We start from the raw sequence: 21,875 nt of genomic DNA on the forward strand, positions 1-21,875 counted from the left end.
TCGCGCCAGCAATAGCGAGGCGAACCAATCAGGAAAATTCGAATTTCGCGAGAGAAGAAGCCGGCGCGTCAGTCAGATTTTTGACCGGCGGTTAACCGATCTCGCCGAGACTTTGCACCCAGCCAGACCCGGAGACGTGGAAGTGTCCTTCCAACTGACCGTCTTGAAAGTGCTGGCCGGCCAGTCCGCCGGGCGAGCCTCCGTTGCCGAGGTCCGGCACGCCGTCGAAATCTTGATCAACAGCGGCAAGGACTGGACTGATCGCATGAAGCGGTTGGCTGAGCACGCGCCCGATCTGAATATCTTCACGGCCAAGTTCGTGCTTCGGGATAGTGCGGGCTGGGAAATCACGGAGGAGGGGCGGCTATTCCTGGCCGCGCTTGAAACTGCGGTCGCCGTTCGAAGATCGCCGCTTCGATCATTGGACGATCCGCCAGCGACTGAACCCGCCGCGCCGGGGGCGACAGATGCGGCGAGATTGTCCGATCCTCCCCGAAGCCGTCGTCAACGAACACGGCGTCGCCGCGGCAAAGGTCGATCAAATCGACGAACGGCGTGAAACGCGCGGATGCTCAATCGCGTGACGCGATTGCAAGCCCTCGTTCGCTGCGTCGACGTCAGATCGCGGCGGATAAAGTTTTCGTCGATCTCGGCAAGAGCGCGCCCGATGATCGGCGCGGGATCGATCCGAGAAACGCGATCGAAGGGTCTATGTCGGGGCAACCACCGCGTACCCTTGTCTCAACGCCTCTTCAAACACGCGTTTAAGCCCGGGATCAGACAAGATTGCTTCGCCCGGCTGGAAACCATCCACCGGTCGCCACTCAAGCCCGCGCTTTGGCGCAGGCAGCTTGCTCGGATTGATGGCGTACGCGGTCCGCCCGGGCGCCTCACCGAAGGCGCCTTGTTCAATAAATTTCTGAAGCCGGTTCATCGATCCCCCAATCACGTGGCCGGCAGCTTGCCATGCTGGGAAGAGGGCAGCAACGCAGAGCCCGCGGCAGCTAGCGCCGATGTTGCTGGCCTATCGCGTGCCGTGCCTCAAGTCCGGCGGCGGCCGGCACTTTCCCATGCCCCGCATGATCCTAGCTTCTCAGCGCTCCGATATGTGAGGCCCCATTTTTGCCGGCGAATGCGACGCTGAAATCGGTTGCTGCCCCCGGTATCCTCGATCGAAGAAGGCTTTGACGGCGATCAGGGCATCGATCTTAGGAAATCTGCTGCACTGGGCAGCGGACCCATTCCTAAGACGGCTATCCAAATCTGCCTAGCCGCGAAAAGCGCCAATTCGTGCAGCGGTCGGAAACGCGTCGTCATGAGCCGACCCGACCGACGATCATATCGCCGATCTTGCGCCACAGCGGTTCTCCGGAGTTTGGGTCCAGGCAACCTTTTGATTCGGAGCGTATTGATGGGTGTGAAGCGCTATGAGGTAAGCGAGGCACAATGGGCTCGGCCAAGGTAGCTGGTCCCGGCCGCAGGTTTTGTGGGTTCTACGGTCTGGTGCCAACTGGCAGCACCTGCCGGAGCGCTATGGTAAGTGGAAGAGCGTACACGCGCGTTTCACTCGCTGGGCCAACCGCGGCAAAGTATTTGCCGTTGGTGAATGCGACCAATCGGACGCCACGGCGCTTTAGCTCATAGAGGGTTTCTCGAACATCAGAAAACAATTGTAGTTTGCTTTTTCGTACCTTGTTGAATGCGTGAAAAGCTGGATCGGGAAGGCGCCAAATTTGCTCGGCGCCCTCAGCCGTCACGTGTGCCAGGACTATGTTGGTTTCGAAAGCGCGTAAGGATGTTCAACGTCGTGATGTTTGACATGCACGGCCTTCAACTGGCTTAGGAGCAATTCTTTATCACAGCGCAGAAGTGCCTCCACCGCATCGACGATGGCGTAAAAGGCAGGCAGGAACGATGCGTACCCGTTGTATGGGGTGTTATCCAGATCGAAGACCGCTAGGTCGACGTAGGCCCGCATAATCCATACGAGCTTCAGAACCTCAAGATCCAGCTTGCCGCCGCGCTTGGCCGGTCGAAGTTCGCCGCCAGTCCGCTAGATCTTGAGCCAAGGTCGTTAGTGGGGTGTGACACGGTGCCGGTCGAGGCTGTGTGTTGGAGTTGAGGGCGCGGTTGCTGAAGGCGGCAGAGCGGGTAGTTAACCTTGCGTCTCCAGCGACACACCAAGAGTAAACGCCTTCGCAATCGTAGCGCTCTTCGTCCGCTTCAGCTTTTTTGCGATTTTCTCGGCACCCAACTTCTGCTTTGCGAGAACCTTCAGATCGCGAACATCTTCTGTCGTCCACTTGCGACGGATTACTTTTCCATTCTTGGCCAACTCGGCGCTCCTTTTGTTGTAGGGGGCGCGATTTAGCACAACGCGCGGTGTAGGCAAGACGACATCACGCAACCCTGAAAGTACACAATGCTCGACCCCAGCAATTTGCCACCCGAACTCTCCGAGCCTCCATCGGATGCGCGCGGCTGGCTCGCGTTCCAACCGGACACGGGCAAGGTCTGCCGAAAAGTAGAGGGCGAATGGTTGCCAATCGCCGAAGCGCAAGAACGTATTCAGGTTAGGACTCCCCATTGACCGCACTTAATTCCTATTCAACGGGCAGGGTTTCCGTTGCCGCTAATGGCACGACTTTAACTGGGTCTGGCACGATTTGGTCCGGCGTGAATTGGGCACCGGCGACATTTTGCAGATCGGAAATTAAGGCGGTCCGCGAACCGGTCCGCGATAAAAGGCCACCGTCTACTAGGCCGTGAACCCATAAACTTTCCTGGCGCACGGCTTGCCAGAGTCCGCTATGCCCAGATAGTAGACGTATGGTTGCAAAGCAGCGAAACGACGCTATGTGCCAACATCGGAAGTTGATGGCACCCGCCGCGAGACATATTCAATCACGCCAGTGCTTTAGAAAGGCTCGCTGCCACGTGTTCATGAGTACTCGTGGGATTTACCATTCCGGCGATCGAACTGTCGGCCCGATATCCTCAGGGCCCGGAAGGCCAGGCGCTGGCGGTTGCGGCGTGCCAACGGGCGGAAGCAAGTTGCCCCAATCCGTGCGCGCGCGCATCTGGTCGACTGTTGCCGCGGTCACGAAGTTGCCGTCCACCCGTATCTGCCATCCTCCACCGAGCGCCCGAAACACCGCAGTCAAGCCGAGCGGAACATTGGCGGCGGCAACGGCAAAGCTGTTCTCCGCCTGCAACAGATTCTGCTCCGCGGTCAGTACGGTCGTGAATGACACACCCCCTTGCTCGTATTGCTCCGTTGCAATTCTCAGAGCCCCGCTGGCGGCCTGAACGCTGCGACGCAGGAACTCGGCCTGGTTTCGCGACTGCACGTAGTTCACAAGTCCGTTGTCCACTTCCTGCTGGGCACTCAACACGGTGTTCTGATAGTCGACCAGCAATTGCTGCAGCTTGGCATCCTGCAAACGGACGTTGTTGGTGATCTGTCCGTAGTTCAGGAGATTCCATTGAAATGATGGTCCGGCGGCATAGGCCACGCCCTTCCAGTTGACGACGTCGCCAAGGGTATGGCCGTTGGCGGTGCTCGCCGAGCCGCCGAATGTGCCGGTGATGCTGATTGCCGGATAAAGTTGGGTGAGGGCGACGCCAATCTGTGCACTCTGTGCCAAAGCAGCAAGTTCGGCGGCGCGAACGTCCGGTCTGCGGCGCAGCAGATCGGCGGGGATGCCGACAACGATGGTTCGCGGAGGCGACGGTATCCGACCCACCGAACGTGAAAGCAACATTCCCAGCGACTGCGGGGGAACGCCGAGCAGCACGCAGAGCGCGTTTTCTCCTTGCTGCAATTGAACCGTTAGCTGGGGTATCGACGCCCGGGTCTGTTCGAGCACATTGGTCGCCTGGAAAACGTCAAGCTCCGAGGCACCCCCGCCCTGGAATTTTGCCTTCGCGATGCTGAGCGCCTTCTCCTGTCTGCGGACATTGGTTCGTGCGATGGCCATCAGCTGCTCCGTCGTACGAATGCCGATATAGGTCGCGGTAACGTCACCAAGCAGCGACACCAGAACGTTGTCGTAGGACGCGATCGACGCCAGATACATACCATCGGCGGATTCGACCCCTCGCCGGAACTTGCCCCACAAATCCAGTTCCCAGGCCGCTTGCGCGGCAACGGCATCGGTCCAGAAATACGAGGGCGTCGCGTTTGGACCCGACAGCGGCGTGGCCGCGCTGGTCCTGTTGTAGACAACCGAGCCCACTCCTTGCTGCACCTGCGGATAGGATATGCCAACGGCGATTCCAAGTAGCGCGCGAGCCTGCAGCACGCGGGTCCCCGCGCTTAGCAGCGTCAGATTTTGATTATAGGCAATCTGGACCATCTTATTGAGGGTGGGGTCGCGAAAACCTTCCCACCAATGTTCGTACTCAAGGGGGCCGGATTTGACCGAGCGATGGTCTACGTCACGAAATTTGTCGGCGAGCGGAGCGATCGGCGCGGTGAAATCCGGCCCAATGGTGCATGCCGTGATCGGCAGAAGAAGTGCTCCGGCAAGTATCCAATGAATTCCGCGGCCTGGCACACTGGCGACATTGTGCGGCCGAGCAATCGTCGTATGATACTGCTTGCCTACCACAGCGTTCCCCCGTCCGTGCACGTCGAATTGGATCTCACCTCGCGCGCCGCGTTAACCTCATGTTACACGCCTATGACGGCTTTTCCACAGTGGGCATGACATACAACAGCCACTTCTTCATCCGGATCGCGACTTTCGAGATGACGTGCGTAGCCTTACCCTTCTGCGTATAGATCGCCGCTGACCCGCCTGAGCCGATAGACAGCTTTCGGGCGACGGCGTCGTCGGCGAAATTGATCCGCACCGCATAAAGACCATCGGACCCAATCCGAGCCGCATTCGGGATGGTGCCGCTTGTTGTGAATTGACCGCCGCCCGAAGCGGGTATGATGTAATCTACCTTCCCCAGGAACAGCTTACCCGGATAGGGGTTGAGCACCATCTCGACGTCGTCACCCGGCTCGACATTCGAGAGCCAGTTTTGCGGAAACACTGCGGCGACCGCGGTATCTGAGACGTTGACGAAGGTTCCGGCAGCCGCAAGTGGCATGGGCACCAGCATAGTCCCGACTTGCACCTGCCAGTTTGTAACGTACCCATCGCCAGGGGCCGTCATCTTGCACTGTGCGAGGTTGAACCGCGCATCATCCAATTGAGCTTCCACCGCGGGAACGCTGCTTTGCGCTGTTTGCACGGCGGCGGCAGCCTGTTGCGCAGAAGCCTGCGCTTGCGCGAGGCCGGCTTGGGCCTGCAGGACAGCGGCATCTGCCTGCTCGCGCTCTTGTACGGCCTTGGCTACATTGAGCTGGCTGATCGCAGCCTTGTCCTGGCGTTGAATATTGAGCGCGATTTGCTCCTGGGTCTTGGCCAGTTCGTCGGCGGCCTTGACTTTAGTGAGGTTAGCCTCCGCATTCGGTATGGCGGCGTTTGCAGTTGCCAGTGCAGCCTCGGCTTGTTTTACGTTGGCCTTCGACGTAGCCAACTGCGCTTCCACCTGGCTCACCGTGTATTGGTAGGGCGCCGGGTCAATCTCCAGCAGCAAATCGCCTTTCTTGAGAGGCTGATTCGCCTGGGCGTAGATTGTCTTGACCTGTCCCTTCACGTAAGGGACGAGCTGAACCACGTACTGGCTCGTCACCATCTTGTCCGTGATCGGCGCCGACTGGGTCCAGACCACCACGACGCCACCGATCATGAACACACCGGCAACGATCATTGACGCGATAATATAGGCCGTGGGCTTGATGTGCAGGACCTTGAACAGCACCAGCACGACGGCGGTGTAGACAATGATCAGGAATGCGATCACCGCCGCGTCTCCTTGTCGTCGGGAGGTTTACGCAATGCAGTCAAACGCGATGCAGCTTCGACCGCACCAAGCGATTGCTCATCGTCCTTTGCTGATTTTGCACCAAATGGCGTCGTGAATGCCCATATGAACGCGATCGGCCAGAGCAATCCGCCCGTCGCAATTCCAATCCAGCTCATGGCGTTGATGGCACCTGCCTGCGGATGCCCCCATCTGTGCGCGAGCTGGCCGGGCAGTTTACCCACGCTGACGACGATTATGACGCCCACAAAAATAAGGACCGCAAATACGACAAAAGCGAACGCATCCAACGCGCCAAATGAGGAATCCACCGTTCGGCACTCCTTAAATTCAACTATTCAACTGAAGCTAATCCGATGGTCAGCCGGCCATTTCAAATCCGGCAGTCTCCAGCTCTTTGTCCAAAATCGCCTTCTCCTACGTCCGATAAGTGCCATAACCGGAAGTAGGCGAACCTCATTCGATCACTACCTCACCGGGCACAGCGGACTTTCGGCGGCTGCGATTCGCGCACTTAGTCGCGCGCTCTTTCGAGTGCGTGCCGCGTGATCTTTTCATCATTACCCGTCAATTGCGTTGGCCCCAGGTTGAAGGTCAACTTGTCGATCTTCCCGGTGAATTGGAACGGCAGCTTGTAGCTGTCATCCACCCCCGTGCGGGTGTAGCCGGACTTACCGATCCACGGAAAAATCTGAGTCGTATTTTTGTAGAGATAAAATCTGAGTCGTATTTTTGTAGAGATAAGGCGTCCACTGGTCGGTCTCGCCGCCCATGAATCCGTAAAAATATTGAAATCCCATGCCGACCGGCCATTGGTCGAACGGCCCCGCCGCGCTGTACAGATAGGTTGGGGTATTATGGTTCTTGCCGAACCACGAGGTGGCAAAGCCGTGATCCCGCAGAATCGTCCCGATTGTCGCGCTCTCAGGTCCGATGACGGAATCGTAGCCCGGATATCCGGTGGACAATTCACCGATCACGCCAAACCCGACCGAATGGTGGTTGCGACCGGTAATCAGCGCTGCCCGCGTCGGTGAGCAAAGCGCCGTCGAGTGAAACTGCGTATAGCGCAAACCGGCTTTCGCGATGCGATCCATGCTCGGGGTCGGGATGACACCGCCAAAGGTGCCGGACACTCCATAGCCTTGGTCATCGGTCATGATCAGCAACACGTTTGGCGCGCCTTTGGGCGGCACGACGGACGGTGACCAGTAAGGCTTGGAATCTTTGGCGTCTTCCTTGATCACGCCGCCGAACTGCGGGGGCTCGGGAGGGAAGCTGTTTGCCATCGATGTTGTCGTGGCGCTGGGCGAACCCGGCGTGCCCGTGATCTGCTGAGCCACCGCGCCCGGCGCGAGCGACATGCAAAGAACAATACTGGATGAAGATAGGAAACTCGTAATTTTACTCACGACGCGCTCCTACAATGCCGGTTTCGCGGTGCACAACGCCGCGTTGAACGTAGAACGATACTCTCCTAGTTCAAGAACTTAAAGTCTAAGAAAATACCCCTTTCCCTTCGCGGGCCTATGCATTTTCGGTCCCGAACGAATGAAACATCCGCGCGAGCGCTTCGTTTACCGGAGCATCTATGTCCGGCTTCGGTCACGCGGAAGTAATTCAAGGGCATTAGCGGCAACGCCATAGGCCATCGCGGGTTGAAGGCACCGGCCGACACGTGATTCAAGCTCCGAAACCGGAGCCTCGAATCATGCGCTACGAACTCAGCGATTATGAATGGACCGCCATCAAGCCAATGTTGCCGAACAAGCCGCGCGGCGTTCGGCGTGTAAATGACCGTCGCGTGCTTAATGGCATCTTTTGGGTCCTGCGTTCAGGTGCGCCATGGCGCGACCTGCCAGCGACCTATGGTCCCCGCACTACCTGTTACAATCGCTTCGTTCGGTGGCGGCAGGCTGGCGTCTGGGACCAGATCATGGATGCGCTTGCCGCCGGTCATGACGCGGCGGTACAGATGATTGATACCTCCGTCGTCCGCGTGCACCAGCACGGAGCCTGTATCGCGGACAACAATCATCAGGATATGGGTCGCTCGCGAGGGGGCCTGACCAGCAAGATTCACGCGGTCGTGGACACCAATGGCCTGCCGGTCCATCTCGCTCTCACGTCCGGCGAGGCGCATGACAACCGGCTGTGTTCGGTCCTCCTCAGCGCCTTGCGTCCCCAAACGATGTTGCTCGCGGATCGCGGCTACGACGCCGACTGGATCAGGGAGCTTGCTCGTCAGCAAGGAGCATGGGCCAACATTCCGCCGAAACGCAATCGCAAAGGCCCGATCTGCTTCAGCCCATATCTATATTGCGCGCGCAACTTGATCGAACGGTTCTTCAACAAGATCAAGCAGTGCCGCGCGTCGCGACCCGATATGACAAGCTCGCGGCCAACTTTCTAGCCTTCGTCAAGCTCGCATCCATCCGTATTTGGCTGCGTGCTAATGAGTCCACGCCCTAAAACCATTGAGCTCACTGGTGGGCCCGGCAGGACTCGAACCTGCAACCAGACCGTTATGAGCGCGAGGCTCGTAGGTGCAATAGCTGCCTTGTGCAATGCAGCAGTCAAAGCAGCGCGCTACTGGTTTCTCAGTGGCGGCCAACCCCGATGACCGAATTGCTGAAATGGAGGCAAGTCGATTGACTGATAAGGTTTGGTCGCAAATGGACTCAGTGGCCGCACTGATAAGGAAAACCGACAAACCTCATCAGTCCACGAAAAGCTTATCAGTCGCGGCAGTCGCCAAGGGTCTTGCAGCATTGAGGTCTGCTTCTTGTTGTTGTGAAGCAGACAAGGGGAGGGCATGCCGACGGTCGCCTTGTAGACCCAGAGCGGACTGACTACGGACGATCACCTCGCCGCAAGTAGACGCGACGTGTGCAGCACCATCGCATGCACGGGGTCCGATAGCGACGGGCCTGGTTCCGCCGAGCATGATCGCTGAGGACGTGGGAAGCATCTCGGCGCGAAAGCGTTGGGATTGCGCGCCTATGTCCTCCGCAACAAACCTTCACCGAACATTGAGGGTCTCGTGATCGCAGGAACTCGGGATGCTAGAGGAGTTAGGTGCGTTGAGGCCACTGAAGTCGGATGACCGTTGGAGGTCAAAAGTCTGCGAGCGTTTCTTGTCGACCGGTCTTGCTGGTTCGCACGCAAAATGTTCGGAAATAAAAGCAAAAAGCCAACTTAGACCAAAGGCTTTGATGGGCATCGATTTCGCTCAGGTGAGACAAAAGCACGAGATGGACTTCCCTATTGGCTCATTCCGCTACCAAGCCGGGTAGGCGACGCGGTGCGCTCGGAAGGCGTGGCGAAATCGAAAACGTCCGGCAGTTATTGTCGGATCAGATAGACTTGGACAGAGAAACAGAGAGTTGGCACAAACTGCATACTTTTTGCGGATAAAATACCTATCATTTCCAAGCATCCCCCTCTGCAGCGCCTGTGGCTGATGGGCCGCAGTCTCCAACTCTTTTTTGGCAAACCTGTCCTCGCTGAATTTACGTGGTGAGCCCCACGTGTTCCAGGATTACAGTGTCCCCCGAGTTGTAATCGGAGGCGACACACCTTACGGGGAGCAATATGACTGGAGGAATTGCACTGGCAGCGGCGAAAAGCGGGCGGCCAATCTCAGCACATCGACGAAGACTTGGCGTTGCTGCAGTCGTCTTGGCGCCCGCGATCACGTTTTTTTCCCAGTGTGCGTTGGCCGATGAAAGCGGCATCAGCTTCTGGATCCCCGGCCTCTTTGGAAGCCTCGCGGCCACACCGCAACAGCCGGGCTGGTCATGGGCGAATATCTACTACCACACCTCCGTATCCGCCGGCGCCGACGTCGCGCGGGCGCGCGAATTCACGCTCGGTAGGGTTCCGGCCAACGTTACCGTCAACACAAATCTGAATTTGAGTGTCAACGCCACCGGCGATCTTGGCTTTGTGCTCCCGAGCTATGTATTTGCAACGCCAGTGCTCGGCGGCCAGGCGTCGGTGTCCCTCTTGGCAGCCTATGGCGTCGTCGGCACCAGCCTGGCGGGGACTTTGTCCGGCGTGGCCACGGGCCCGTTCGGCAACACCGTTCCCTTCGCGCGGTCCGACACCATCAGCGACGCGACATGGGGCTTCGGGGATTTGGCGCCGCAATTCGCATTGCGCTGGAACGCCGGCGTCCACAACTACATGACCTATATCACCGGCGACATCCCGGTTGGCGCTTACCAATCCGATCGCTTGTCGAATCTGGGTATCGGACACGGCGCGATCGACGCCGGCGGCGGCTACACCTATTTCAACCCGCAGACCGGACACGAATTCTCCGGGGTGCTCGGGTTCACCTACAATTTCAAGAATACTGCGACGCAGTATCAAAACGGCGTCGACATGCATTTCGACTGGGGCGCATCGCAATTCCTGTCGAAGCAGGTCATGGTTGGCCTCGTAGGCTATGTCTACAAGGAACTCGGCTGCGACAGCGGTTCAGGCGACCGTGTCGGCTGCTTCCAATCCCAGGTGGTTGGGGTCGGTCCCCAGATCGGGTTTCTTTTTCCGGTCGGCGACATGCAGGGCTATCTCAATTTTAAGGCTTACGGAGAGTTCGCTGCGGAAAACCGGCCATCAGGCTGGAATACCTGGGTGACCTTCTCAATCTCGCCGCCCACGCCCGGAGCGCCTCCGACGACAAAGCCGATCGTCAGAAAATATTAGGATCAACTAACCCGCCGGTCCACCGAACCGCCAAACTTGCCCAGCCGCGCCTACGAGGCGATCGAACGACGTAGCCGATCGCTGCGATGCTTGAGTCCGTTTTTGACCCTTTTGCGAATTAGCGCCCGATGCTGATTATGTCTGATAACGGGGGTAACCACGAAGCTATCGGGGAGCGGTCGAACCGACGCAACTGGCCCACAACGAACATAAGAACTTTGCAACAAGCACTCGAAGCCAGCCCCTATCAATGCACTCAGTTGACCTGATACGATGGCCCGCTCGGGGGCGATATGCAATGGCGGGAATTTCTTGGCGTCGTTGATGGTGCGGTGGTCGGGGGGCCGCACGCCAGGGACGCACAGGAGGGCCTATAATGAAGAAGACATTTGCTGCTTTTGTCGCGGTCGCAACGATTGCCGGTTCGTTCGCCGCGACGCCCGCAAGCGCACAGCGTGGCGTCGCCGCTCCGGGCCGCTATTATGAGCCCGTCCCTTACGGAGCAGGTCGCGGGCCATACGACGATTTTGGCAGTTGCGAATGGGTGACACAGCGCTTCTGGGACGGCCATGGCTGGCGGGTCCGCCGGGTGCGAGTATGCGGCTGATCCGCGATTGCGGCGAGGTCGGACGACTCGTAGCAACCCTCGAAAGTCGAGCGGAGGCCATCGAAATGACCGGGACCGCCACGCGCAAGCCGACGAAGACTGCAATGATCTTGGCTTTTTGCCAAAGTCCGACACTTCCTTTTTCGATCATGCTGTATCGTGGACTAGCTACGAAAGTGGTTTGCCCCTTAGGAGGATAAAATGAAGTGGGGATCAATCGCGTTGTGGGCGTCGCTAATAATTGGGTTCTTAGCTGGAAGTACTGGAACCGGGAGTGCCGTAGTTTACTGCCAATACGTTGGCTATCCTGCCAATTGCGTCGTACGGCCCGGAGCTGTAGTCGCAACAAGCCATGATCCTTACAGAATTCGACCTTCAATTGATGCTCGCACGCGCGGCCTTATTAGGCAGGACTTATTCGATCGGAATAACCCGAACAACCTGCGATCGGATTGGCCCAGTCCACCTGCTCAACCGGGCCAGTTCTGAAAAATAGCGCTGCGGCGCAGTCGTGGCTTTGCGAGTGCCGCAGACCGCCAAATTCGCGCCCGTCTCCGAACCTTTTCGTTCTGAGGTTGGCCTATAGCGTCAATTGGCACGCTGTCCGGAGTCGAGGGAAAGGCGGAATCCCAACGCATATGATAATTTTAGATCACAAGCGGCATGCACAATTCGACAGAAGGCCGAAGAGCATTCCTTCATGCCAAGGTCGACCTCTTGGCCCGTTTGAGGGTTCGATTGGTTCTGACGATATCCGCTGTAAGAAGTAGATCGGAAGGGATCGCCTCGATAGCGTCGTCGCAGTAAGCTACGGCTTCCATCTAACTGTCATTGCCGGCTTGAATGCGCTGCTATCGTTCTGGCGCTGCGAGGTCGCCGCAATCCCGAGTTGCTGGCAACAGCGATCTTTCCGGTCGTCGCACTCGTGTTCGGAACGGTGATGGCCGTCGTCGCGCCGTTCGTTGCGCAATTCACATGGTGCCTGGCATTTGGCGCGCCTCTGGCGGGGTGGTTGGCGGCCCGGCGTTGTCCGCCGAGAACGAATTAGCGAGCTCGATCTTTGCCAAGCGTCCTCGTATGCAATCAATGCCTAACCGGCCTTGCGATAGGTTTCGCAAGAGCGGCGCCGTGCATCTCGATATCGACTATGAACCGCGCTTCCCCCTCCTGGCCCACGGCGTCAGTTAACGCAGTGCGGCGACATATCCGAAGCTAAGGGTAAGAGCGGAAGTAGCTGACCGACTGCAAAGACGACGCGATTGACCCAACTCGGACATCGGCCCTGATTCAACCACGCGGAAATCTTGATCTATATCAAGGCCACTACCGTCGGCGTTGGCTTGCTGCTCCAAGCGTTATCCCTTTTTGATGCGCTTCTATCGTTATCACCGAAATGGGAGCTGAACATGTCGGTTGAGCCGCTCGACATCAACCTACGGCGCTACCGGGTTGGGGAAATTGATCGCCGATCCTTAATCCCCTTACTCGGCGCCGGGACGGCCTTCCTGATGCTGGCGGGCAAGGCTTGGGCGCAGCAGGTCCCGATCCCCACAACCGCCGCCCAGGTTCCCGGCCCGCCGAGCGGCACCGCCATGACCACGGCCTACGTGCAGTCGGTTGGACGTGCGGCCTATCTGTGGGGCTGGACGCTGGTCAACATGGCCAACCGCCACGCGGATTTTTCGAAGGCGCCCGAACCCGGCCTGACCGGCGGGGTGGTGCCGGTCGCGCACAACGCGGTCGCGATGCTGACCGGTTATATCAGCCCGGACCAGCGCATCATCGCCTGCGCGAACCAGGATGTCGCGTACGGGGCCGGCTTCCTCGACAACCTGGATAGCGAGCCCATCGTTTTCCAGGTGCCAGACTTCGGCGACCGCTTTTGGGTCTATGCGCTTTATGATGCGCGTACAGACCAACTCTCGAACATCGGCAAGCAATACGGCACGAAGCCCGGCATCTACATGGTGGTCGGCCCGAACTGGAAGGGTGAGACGCCGAAGGGAATTACGGCGGTGTTGCGATCTTCCACGACGGTGGTCTTCGTCATCCCACGTGTATTCATGGACGACACGCCGGAGGATCACGCCGCCATCCAATCGCTGATCAGTCAGATCGTCTTCTACCCGCTCTCGCGCTTCGACGGGAAAACGAAGACCGTGGATTGGAGCAAGCTCCCCCACTTCCCCGCGCCCAAGTCCAGTGGCGCAGGCGAGGTTCAGTGGGTGAACCCCGAGACTTTTTTCGATGAGCTGCCTGCGGTGATGAAAAGCGTGCCCCCGCTACCGGGCGAGGAAGCTCTCTATGCGTCGATCGGCAGTGTGCTCGATGCGGCGGCCAAGGACACGGCGATCAAGAAGACGCTGACCGAAACCGCCGTCGCCGCCGACCGAGAGATGATCACACCGTTCTTGCAGTGGCGCTATAATGGACGCTCCGCCGGCAATGGCTGGAATTCGCCGGTCAATAATGCGGAGTGGGGAACGGACTATCTCAATCGCACCGCCACGGCGAAATCGAACATGTTCGACAACCTGGCGACGGAAACCAAGTACATCTATACTGACGATGACAGTTCGGGAAAACAGCTCAACGGCCAGAACACCTATGCGGTCACCTTTGCCAAGGTCCCGCCGGTCAAGGGGTTCTGGTCGCTCACGTTGTACAACGATGTCCATTTCTTCAATCCGAACCCGCTGAAACGCTACTCGCTCGGCACCAAGAACAAGACCCTCAAATACAACGCGGACGGATCGCTGACGCTCTATGCCGGCGCCAAGTCTCCCGGCACAGACAAGGAGAGCAACTGGCTGCCGGCGCCTGAAGGAACGTTCTCGCTCTACATCCGGGCCTACTGGCCCGACAAGGCCATCATCGACGCCACATGGCAGCCGCCGACCATCGCGATGGTGAAGTGAATAAGCCGATCAAGCGCAGGAAGAACACGAACATGACAACCAATCGCAGCCTCAGCCTTATCGCCACCGCGCTGGTTGGCGGTCTGGCAATGAACGGCCTTGCTACGCAGGCTTTCGCTCAGGAGACCTCCTTCGATAAGTTGGCCAACCTCCCGTTCGCGGAAGGCCGGCCGACGAAGGAGACCGCGCAGACACTGCGCGACGAGCTGCTCTTCCAGCGGGCAACGCAGACTTACCTGTGGGCGATGCCGTTGATCAACACGCTCGGCATGCAGGTCGGTTCGGAAAAGGTTTTCGGCGCCGGTTACAATGTCCTGCCGATCTGGAAAAAGCGCCTCGACGCCAAGACCCTCGTGACCACCCCCAACTCTGACGTGCTCTACGCGATGAGCTACGTCGACTTGGGCAAGGATGGCCCGCTGGTGATGGAAGCGCCGGCTGAGCTGCAAGGCATCCTGCTCGATTACTGGCAGCGCCCTATCCCGGTCGACGGTGGCAAGTTCTTCGGTGACGTGGGCCTGTTTGGACCGGATCAAGGCAAGGGCGGTAAGTTTTTGATGCTGCCACCCGGTTACAAAGGCGCTGTGCCGGAAGGCCATTACGTCTACCGGTCGGAGACGAACAACGTCTTCGTCTTCCTGCGTGGATTTTATCAGGATCCGAACAATCTTGCGCCCGCCGTCGCGCATCTTGAAAAGACAAAGATCTATCCGCTGAACGGCGAGTCCACCGCCAAGCCGATGAAGTTCTCCGATGCTTCCAGTGTCCAGGCCAACATGCTGCCGATCAGCGACGGCAGCGCGTTCGACCAGCTCAAGCAGCTCGCAGACCGGGAGGGCGACAATCTCGCAGGTCCCGATTGGCTTGGCATGCTGGCGGCGATCGGCATCGTCAAGGGCCAAGCGTTTTCGCCCGACGCGCAGACGCGCGAGATTCTCGATCGCGCCGCCAAGACTGGCTACAAGATGAGCCGGGTAATTGGGTTTGAAGAAGTCGTAAGCGGCAGATCATTCCGTGAGTATCCTGATCGCCGCTGGCTCAATCCGATCGCTGATGGTACTCCCGCCAATCCGGGCGGGCCGTTCGATCTGCAATGGCGACGGCCGGCCGGGAACTACCTCGACTTGAATACGCGCATCTGGTTCTTCACCGATTACTACGCGTTTAGCCCAGGCATGATATCTCAAACTCCGGGAAAGGGCGCGAAATACGTTATCGCCTTTACCGATAGCACCGGCACGCCACTAGTGGGCAGTTCGAGCTACAAGATCAACCTGCCGCCGAACATTCCCGCCGCCAACTTCTGGTCGGTGACGCTCTACGAAGCCGAGAACGCCTCGGGTCTCGTCAATGGCCAACCATTTCCGTCGCTCGGCTCGCGCGACAAGCCGGCGCAGAATGCCGATGGCAGCACGGACCTTTACATCGGTCCCAAAGCCCCCGATGGCAAGGCCGGCAACTGGCTCGAGACTGTGCCGGGTGGGGGGTATTTTGCCATCCTCAGGCTCTACGGCCCGACCGAAGCCGCCATCGACAAGAGTTGGAAGCCTGGCGACTTTGAGAAGGTGAAGTGAACGTCATGCGGCCGATGCGGAACGTGAACACACCTACCAACGCGGATAGACGCCTCATGTCGCTTATTGGCCCCTTTCGTAAGTGCTGCGCTGGCAAATGAAAGTCCGGTGTCGGGGGTGAAGCGGACGCCACGATCGCGCGTTCTAGCAGACATGAATAACTCCCACTCAGGGATTTTATTCTAGCCGATGGCGATCTTGTGCCCCGCTCTCAACGGCGCAGCAGCTTCCTTCGAGAACCATTGATACCTGAATCGCTTACGAAGGCGCCGGGAGCCGATGAATCGGGTGTCGCTGGTGCAAAGCGGTGTTTATTTTCAGAGGACGAGACATAGTAATTTGCAAAGACGAACGCGCAATTCGCCGCTGCAGCCGATCAGCAACTAATGGCCGTTTAGTCATGGCAGACCTCTAGACCCACTGTGCAAACTCTAGTCAGCGCCGACCTATGCAGGGGCGAGCATGGGAGGACCACGCAGCTGTCGGTAGCGCCGAGCCGCAGCCGAATCGGAAGGGCTTTCTTTGTTGGTTCGGTGGTCTTGGTGTCGTGGCGCGCGTTCCGTCGCTTCTCGCGTCCCGTGCGCCGCTCTTGATGTCGCTATGCGCGTCCTTGCGGCGTTCCTGCGTCCGCTTCGCCGGTTCTGTCGCCGCTCTGTGCAAGACTTCGCCGTGTCCGTGGGCGGCGTCGCGAGGGTGGCGGGAGTAGAGGTGGTTTGGGGCTTTAGCCGGTGAGACCGTCAGAACCGCAGCAGGAGCGACAAGTCCAAATGCAGGCGCGTCTCCAAAGAAAGCGAGCGCGCTGCGACGACAGACCTCTTTCGGCTCCGCACCCAGCGGCTGGGTGCCGGTCTAGCCACGCTTGGTGCAAGTGGACGGAATGGACGAATGGCAGAAGGAAGCCTCATGACCATATAGGGTCAACGTGTCACGCTGTCACCGTTGCATAACGGTCAAAGGCGATCCAATTTGCCGCTGGTCTGGTCGTCTTGCGCTCAGACGGCGTAAACGTTTCACGATGACCAACGGCCAATCAGCTCGCAATCGAGGGCACACCATGGAAAGCTTGGCGCATTATCCTTTTTTTGTGTTCGTCCTTACTTTCGTTTTCCTGTCGATTGCCACGATAGCGGGTGCCTCCTTGCACAAGCGATACCCAACTGTCACGGCAGATCATAAAGACGATTTGGGCATCATTCTTGCGGCCACACTGACACTCTTGGCGCTGATCATAGGCTTTAGCTTCGCCATGGCCACGAACCGCTACGATGAGCGCAAGAGGCTTGAAGAAGCGGAGGCCAGCGCGACCCGTACTGAAATAGCGCGAGCCGAATTGTTGCAGCCAGTAGAGGCCGAGAAAGTACGCAAGCTGCTGAGAGAATATCTTGATCAGCGCATATTGTTCTATGACATCAGGGACATTTCGCGACGGGCGCAGATAGCTCAGCGCACCAGCCAACTGGAGGGCGATCTCTGGGTACCCATCCGCGAAGCTGCGGCGGCGCAGCCAACGCCTGTGGTCGCCCTCATAGTCGCCGGCATGAATGATGTGTTGAAGGCCCAGGGCGACGCTCAGGCAGCCGAGTGGAACCGAATTCCTATCGCTACATGGCTCTTAATGGCAGCAATCGCTTTGTGCTGCACAGTGTTGTTGGGCTATCGTGCGCGAACTTCTATGCCACTGGCTCTCGTCCTTCCCCTCGTGGTCGCAAGCTCTTTCTTTTTGATCGCCGATATCGACGCCCCACGTCACGGTCTCATTCATGTCGGTCCGGAAAACCTAAAAAGTGTGGCCCTCGGTCATACGCAGTAGACGATGGTCGGGGCGGTATTGCATCCCATCGGTTTCGGGGTCTTTCTGAAGCGCAGCAACGAGTGGGGAGCGCGCGACGAAACCTGCGCGTATTTGTAAAAGATGCATCGCACCGAAATTTCATGAAGATCGAAAGGATACGGGCTGGCCAGATGGCAAGCGGCTACACGTTGATCTCGCCCGCGGCGCGCACAATCGCTGAGATGGCTGCTTTAGCTGCCGGCGACGAGGTTCTCCCTCGCAAACGCACAATGCCCGTGGTCGACGTCGGCGATTGCCAGCCGTGCACGATAAGTCGGACGAGCCTCCCGGATTCCAGCTCCTCCCATACCGCCGCGGTCGTCGCACCCAGAACGGTATCCGTGGTGAGCGCGACCGTCTTGAGCATGCCATAGTTGTCGCACTCGAGCGCAATGGTGGCCTCCTGGCCCTCAGGCAGGCCCAGCAGGGCGGCTAGTTCCACCTTTGAGGGGCTCAGTAGCTTAGGCACCGCGAGACCGTACGTCCAGATTTCCTGGAGCGTGTGCTCGCGGCCGGCTAGCGGATGGCCTGCTCGCACGTAGAGGTGGGCCGGTTGCCCTCCGATCAGCTGGATATCCAGCGCGGCGTCCCTCGGCATGTCGCGCACATCGGCGGCGAAGAACTCAATGTTCTCGGAACGCAGGCTCTCCAGCAACTGCAACCAGTTGCCGACCTCCATGCGCAGCGCCACCTGCGGATACTCGCGGCGCAACGCCACAAGCGCGCGTGGCATTAGGGTGATCGTCAGCAGCGGTCCGACACCGAAGGGCGTGTCGCCGAGCTGGCCGTCGCGGTAAAGATCTATGTCGCGCTGCAGGCAACGTGCTTCGAACAGGAGCTTGCGCGCTCGCTCGATGACGAATTTGCCGGCCGGGGTGGGACGCACGTCACCAACTTCGCGGTCGAACAGGCGGATACCCAGGTCGCTCTCAATGGCTTGAATGCTGCGGCTGAAAGCCGGCTGGCTCAAGTGGACGGCTTCGGCGGCGCGGGCGAAGTGCAGAGTGTCGGCTAGGGCGACGACGTGGCTGAGGCGGCGTAGGTCCATGGCATTGCTCTCCATGCATCAAAACAATGCGAATTATGCATTGGACGCATTACGCCGCCAACTACTAAGATTATTCTCACAATCCAGAACATGAGAGCGGAGACGCCCCACATGAGCTCGCAACTGCAATACCTCCTGATCGGCGCCTGCATCCTAGGCTTTGCGGCCATGGAGCTCATTACTCGGCGCTACCAGTCCGCCGTGCGCGACACCGCGACAGCCAACGACGCTTGGCTCGAGGTGCTGATGTTCGTCAGTCTGTTAGCCATCACCCAGCCGATCGCGCTGCTGGGCAGCAACGCCTTGTGCAACTGGCTCATGCCCGCGCAACACAACGCCTGGTCCAACCTACCGTGGTGGGCCATGACCGGCTTGCTGCTGATCGGCGATGACCTCACGCAGTACCTCTGGCACCGCGCCTCGCACACACCGCTGCTGTGGCCACTGCACCGCGCGCACCACAGCGCGGCCTACATGAGCGTGCGCATTACCTACCGCAACAACTTCTTCTATTACCTAATGATGCCGGGCCTGTGGATCGGCGGCGTGGCGGTATACCTTGGTTTCGGCCCAGTCTACGCGGCGTACTTAGTGATCAAGCTGGCGGTCATCCTGGGTGCGCACTGCGCCTGGGCGTGGGACGCGCCGCTGTACCGCATACGCGCCCTGCATCCGCTGATGTGGGTGCTGGAGCGCACCATCTCCACACCGGCCACGCACTGGGCGCACCACGCTCTTACCAACGAAGATGGCATCGGCCACTACAAGGGCAACTTCGGCAACCTGCTGTTCTTCTGGGATGTGCTGTTCGGCACGGCGCATATCACGCGCAAATATCCGGCCAAGATCGGCCTGCAGGACGACATTCTTTTTGGCCCGGAGCGCTGGACGACGCAGATGTTCTACCCACTAATCCACTCCAAGCGCGAGCATTCGGCGCTGCGCCCCGGCGGCTATGGCTTCACCGAAGCCGACCTACAGACCGAAGCTAAAGAGAAGGCTGCTTGAGCGATCGCGCCGGACTGCTGGTTTGCTCCCGCCCGTGTGGGTCGCGCAATCGAGGCGCAACAGCAGACGTTCGCGATGCCTCGGAAGGAACTGAAATGCGTAAGCATCTAGTCTGCGAGCGGCCTATTTGCCACGCAGAGATGACCGGAATGGAAACCATCGTGCTCGCGGCTAGGCGGAGCACGGCGGTTGTGCCGGCTTTCATCCGTATCGTTGGTATTGGTTAGGGGGAAGGCGATGATCGTCTGTTCTTGCAATGTGTTCAGCGACCATCAGGTGCGCTCAGTGGTCGTAAAGGAGGCGCGACGGCCCCGTATGAGCGAGGTGTATGCTTGCCTCGGATGCAGCGCCCAGTGCGGCCGCTGCGCTCACGCGATCAAGCGGATCGTGGACGAAAGGCCCGGCTGCGCTCATGCGAACGCAAGCGTGCACTAACTTGAAGTTGATACATTCACGACCACGCGCGATTCCCGTTAGTTAGCTTGGAGGACACGCGACAACCACGAGAAAGCATGAACGTGCCTGTCAATTCGATCGAAATTCCAACTGAATTCCAGTCCTGCTTTGACAAACAGCGTGCGGCTTACTTGGCGGCGCCGGAGCCATCCTATGCTCAACGCATTGCTGACTTGAAGTCGCTGATGCGTCTTCTAAAGGACAATAAGGAAGAGCTGGTGGCAGCGATCAACGCTGACTACGGCAACCGGTCTGAATTCGAAACCCTGTTCGCCGAATATTTCGTTGTCCTGGAGACCGTCGGCGACGCAGTCAAAAATTTGAAGAAGTGGATGAAGCCGCAGCGAAGGCGCGTCGACTTCATAACCTATCCGCTCGCACGAAATCGTGTCATCCCGCAGCCGCTCGGCGTCGTCGGGGTCATCGTTCCCTGGAATTTCCCGCTTAACCTCAGCTTCTGCCCCCTCGCAGCGATTCTGGCGGCTGGCAATCGAGCGATGGTCAAAATGTCGGAGAATTCAAAATCACTTGCAAAAGTTCTCACGCGCGTATCCTCAAAGTATTTTCCGATCGAGAAGCTTGCCTTTTTCGAGGATGGCGGCGGGCGGGGGCCGGGATTCTCGTCGTTGCCTTTCGACCACCTGCTGTTCACAGGATCCGGTACGACAGGTCGCTCGGTCATGGCTAACGCAGCCCGTAACCTCACCCCTGTCACGCTTGAACTTGGCGGCAAGGCACCTGCGATTGTTGGACCTGACTTCCCGGTCAAAACAGCGGCGGAGCGCATTCTCTGGGTTAAGATGTTCAATGCCGGCCAGATCTGTACGAATGTCGACTACATGTTTTTGCCAAGAGGGAGTGAAGACGAGTTCATCCGCCATTGCAGGCGACTGATTGCCGAGCGCTTCCCGGACATCAACGGCAAGGACTACACGTCGATCATCGATGAACAGTCTTTCACGCGGCTGCAGGTGACACTGGAGGATGCCCGTACAAAGGGCGCAGTCCTGGTCAATCTTTCGGAACAGCAGATTCCGGATGCGGAGCGCCGCAAATTTGCACCGCATCTCGTGCTAAATCCGACTGAGGACATGATTGTCATGCAGCGCGAGATCTTTGGCCCGATCCTGCCGATCAAGACTTATGCAGATCGGCAGGAGGTTGCCGACTATATCAATGGCCGCGACCGCCCGTTGGCAATTTATCCATTCACTCACAATGCCGAGCTGCGTGACTTCTACATCTCGCGGGTCATGTCGGGTGGCGTTTCGGTCAACGACGCTCTCCTCCACGTCGGCCAGCACGACCTGCCTTTCGGTGGAGTCGGGGCGAGCGGCATGGGGCACTACCACGCACGCGAAGGGTTCAACACCTTTTCAAAATTGCGCCCGGTCTTCTACCAGGGCCCTCTCTCGCCTATCCAAATGCTATTTCAGCCGCCCTACGCCGGCCGCGCAATGAGTGTCCTGCAGACGATGATCAAATGGAAGACGTGATTTGTGATGTGAGCATGTCTGGGTAAACGAACATGGTGAGGAGCCAGGACCCTGCGTCTATGCGCGACGCTCAAAGAGAAATACAGCGCGTGAGCCACTTTCCAAGATACGTGATGGTCGAAAACCCGCCGACCGTATGAGCAAATCGGCCTCCGCCACGGGTCGAGATCTTCCACGATCGGATCAGCCTCTTCGCGACTGACGCGCAAGCCAGCCAGTTCACGCACCGCCAGACGACAAGGCGCGGACCGCGTTGTTAAGGATAGGATTTTGGCGTCCGCCCGCTACTACTATTGGCCGAAGAAGGGAGACCAACTCAGGTCGTCGCGTCGCCGGTCCTG

At 58.7% G+C, this 21,875-nt stretch carries 16 protein-coding genes and 2 pseudogenes; 11 read left to right on the top strand and 7 right to left on the bottom strand.

Annotated elements, in window-relative coordinates:
* Nucleotides 1–142: 142 nt before the first annotated feature.
* The gene (locus tag AC066Y_RS35935) at nt 143–559 is read left to right on the top strand and encodes a hypothetical protein (protein ID WP_478277996.1); all 417 of its coding nucleotides are present in this window, start codon (nt 143–145) and stop codon (nt 557–559) included.
* A gap of 150 nt (nt 560–709) precedes the next feature.
* On the opposite strand, the gene AC066Y_RS35940 is transcribed toward AC066Y_RS35935, so the two are convergent.
* Nucleotides 710–934, bottom strand: a complete 225-nt coding sequence (locus tag AC066Y_RS35940; RefSeq protein WP_478277997.1) for a hypothetical protein — start codon at nt 932–934, stop codon at nt 710–712.
* 547 nt (nt 935–1,481) lie between these two features.
* Here AC066Y_RS35940 and AC066Y_RS35945 point away from each other — a divergent pair.
* Nucleotides 1,482–1,601 (top strand): annotated as a pseudogene (locus tag AC066Y_RS35945) (transposase); the annotation flags it as partial.
* A 554-nt stretch (nt 1,602–2,155) separates the two neighbouring features.
* On the opposite strand, the gene AC066Y_RS35950 reads toward AC066Y_RS35945, so the two are convergent.
* From AC066Y_RS35950 to AC066Y_RS35970, 5 genes and pseudogenes are all read right to left on the bottom strand, one after another.
* Nucleotides 2,156–2,560 (bottom strand): hypothetical protein, encoded by a 405-nt coding sequence (locus AC066Y_RS35950; RefSeq protein WP_478277998.1) that lies wholly within the window; start codon nt 2,558–2,560, stop codon nt 2,156–2,158.
* A gap of 400 nt (nt 2,561–2,960) precedes the next feature.
* Nucleotides 2,961–4,613 (bottom strand): efflux transporter outer membrane subunit, encoded by a 1,653-nt coding sequence (locus AC066Y_RS35955; protein ID WP_478277999.1) that lies wholly within the window; start codon nt 4,611–4,613, stop codon nt 2,961–2,963.
* Between the two features lie 70 nt (nt 4,614–4,683).
* The gene (locus tag AC066Y_RS35960; RefSeq protein ID WP_478278000.1) at nt 4,684–5,862 is read right to left on the bottom strand and encodes an HlyD family secretion protein; all 1,179 of its coding nucleotides are present in this window, start codon (nt 5,860–5,862) and stop codon (nt 4,684–4,686) included.
* On the bottom strand, nt 5,859–6,194 hold the full coding sequence (locus AC066Y_RS35965; protein WP_478278001.1) for a DUF3302 domain-containing protein: 336 nt from the start codon (nt 6,192–6,194) through the stop codon (nt 5,859–5,861). The genes AC066Y_RS35960 and AC066Y_RS35965 overlap by 4 nt, the downstream gene beginning before the upstream one ends.
* A gap of 341 nt (nt 6,195–6,535) precedes the next feature.
* Nucleotides 6,536–7,247: pseudogene (locus AC066Y_RS35970) on the bottom strand (sulfatase-like hydrolase/transferase); the annotation flags it as partial.
* A 347-nt stretch (nt 7,248–7,594) separates the two neighbouring features.
* Here AC066Y_RS35970 and AC066Y_RS35975 point away from each other — a divergent pair.
* From AC066Y_RS35975 to AC066Y_RS36000, 6 genes are all read left to right on the top strand, one after another.
* Nucleotides 7,595–8,355, top strand: a protein-coding gene (locus tag AC066Y_RS35975; RefSeq protein ID WP_478278002.1) for an IS5 family transposase whose coding sequence is annotated in 2 segments (ribosomal slippage) — nt 7,595–8,252 and nt 8,252–8,355 — 762 coding nt in all. Because the reading frame shifts where the segments join, the coding sequence is not laid out codon by codon here.
* 1,122 nt (nt 8,356–9,477) lie between these two features.
* On the top strand, nt 9,478–10,596 hold the full coding sequence (locus tag AC066Y_RS35980; RefSeq protein WP_478278003.1) for a SphA family protein: 1,119 nt from the start codon (nt 9,478–9,480) through the stop codon (nt 10,594–10,596).
* A gap of 376 nt (nt 10,597–10,972) precedes the next feature.
* The gene (locus tag AC066Y_RS35985) at nt 10,973–11,203 is read left to right on the top strand and encodes a hypothetical protein (protein WP_456719432.1); all 231 of its coding nucleotides are present in this window, start codon (nt 10,973–10,975) and stop codon (nt 11,201–11,203) included.
* A gap of 1,406 nt (nt 11,204–12,609) precedes the next feature.
* Entirely contained in the window at nt 12,610–14,121 is a 1,512-nt protein-coding gene (locus tag AC066Y_RS35990) for a DUF1254 domain-containing protein (RefSeq protein ID WP_478278021.1), read from the top strand.
* A 32-nt stretch (nt 14,122–14,153) separates the two neighbouring features.
* Nucleotides 14,154–15,695: a DUF1254 domain-containing protein gene (locus AC066Y_RS35995; protein WP_478278022.1), complete on the top strand. Its 1,542-nt coding sequence runs from the start codon at nt 14,154–14,156 to the stop codon at nt 15,693–15,695.
* A gap of 1,054 nt (nt 15,696–16,749) precedes the next feature.
* Nucleotides 16,750–17,505: a bestrophin-like domain gene (locus tag AC066Y_RS36000; protein ID WP_478278004.1), complete on the top strand. Its 756-nt coding sequence runs from the start codon at nt 16,750–16,752 to the stop codon at nt 17,503–17,505.
* Between the two features lie 163 nt (nt 17,506–17,668).
* Here AC066Y_RS36000 and AC066Y_RS36005 read toward each other — a convergent pair whose 3' ends face one another.
* On the bottom strand, nt 17,669–18,574 hold the full coding sequence (locus AC066Y_RS36005; RefSeq protein WP_478278005.1) for a LysR family transcriptional regulator: 906 nt from the start codon (nt 18,572–18,574) through the stop codon (nt 17,669–17,671).
* 111 nt (nt 18,575–18,685) lie between these two features.
* Between AC066Y_RS36005 and AC066Y_RS36010 the strand changes: the two genes are divergently transcribed.
* From AC066Y_RS36010 to AC066Y_RS36020, 3 genes are all read left to right on the top strand, one after another.
* Nucleotides 18,686–19,582: a sterol desaturase family protein gene (locus AC066Y_RS36010; RefSeq protein ID WP_478278006.1), complete on the top strand. Its 897-nt coding sequence runs from the start codon at nt 18,686–18,688 to the stop codon at nt 19,580–19,582.
* 237 nt (nt 19,583–19,819) lie between these two features.
* Nucleotides 19,820–20,017: a (2Fe-2S)-binding protein gene (locus AC066Y_RS36015; RefSeq protein WP_478278007.1), complete on the top strand. Its 198-nt coding sequence runs from the start codon at nt 19,820–19,822 to the stop codon at nt 20,015–20,017.
* A gap of 77 nt (nt 20,018–20,094) precedes the next feature.
* Nucleotides 20,095–21,534, top strand: a complete 1,440-nt coding sequence (locus AC066Y_RS36020; protein ID WP_478278008.1) for a coniferyl aldehyde dehydrogenase — start codon at nt 20,095–20,097, stop codon at nt 21,532–21,534.
* Nucleotides 21,535–21,875 lie beyond the last annotated feature (341 nt).

It is taken from the genome of Bradyrhizobium sp. USDA3010 (assembly GCF_056429065.1).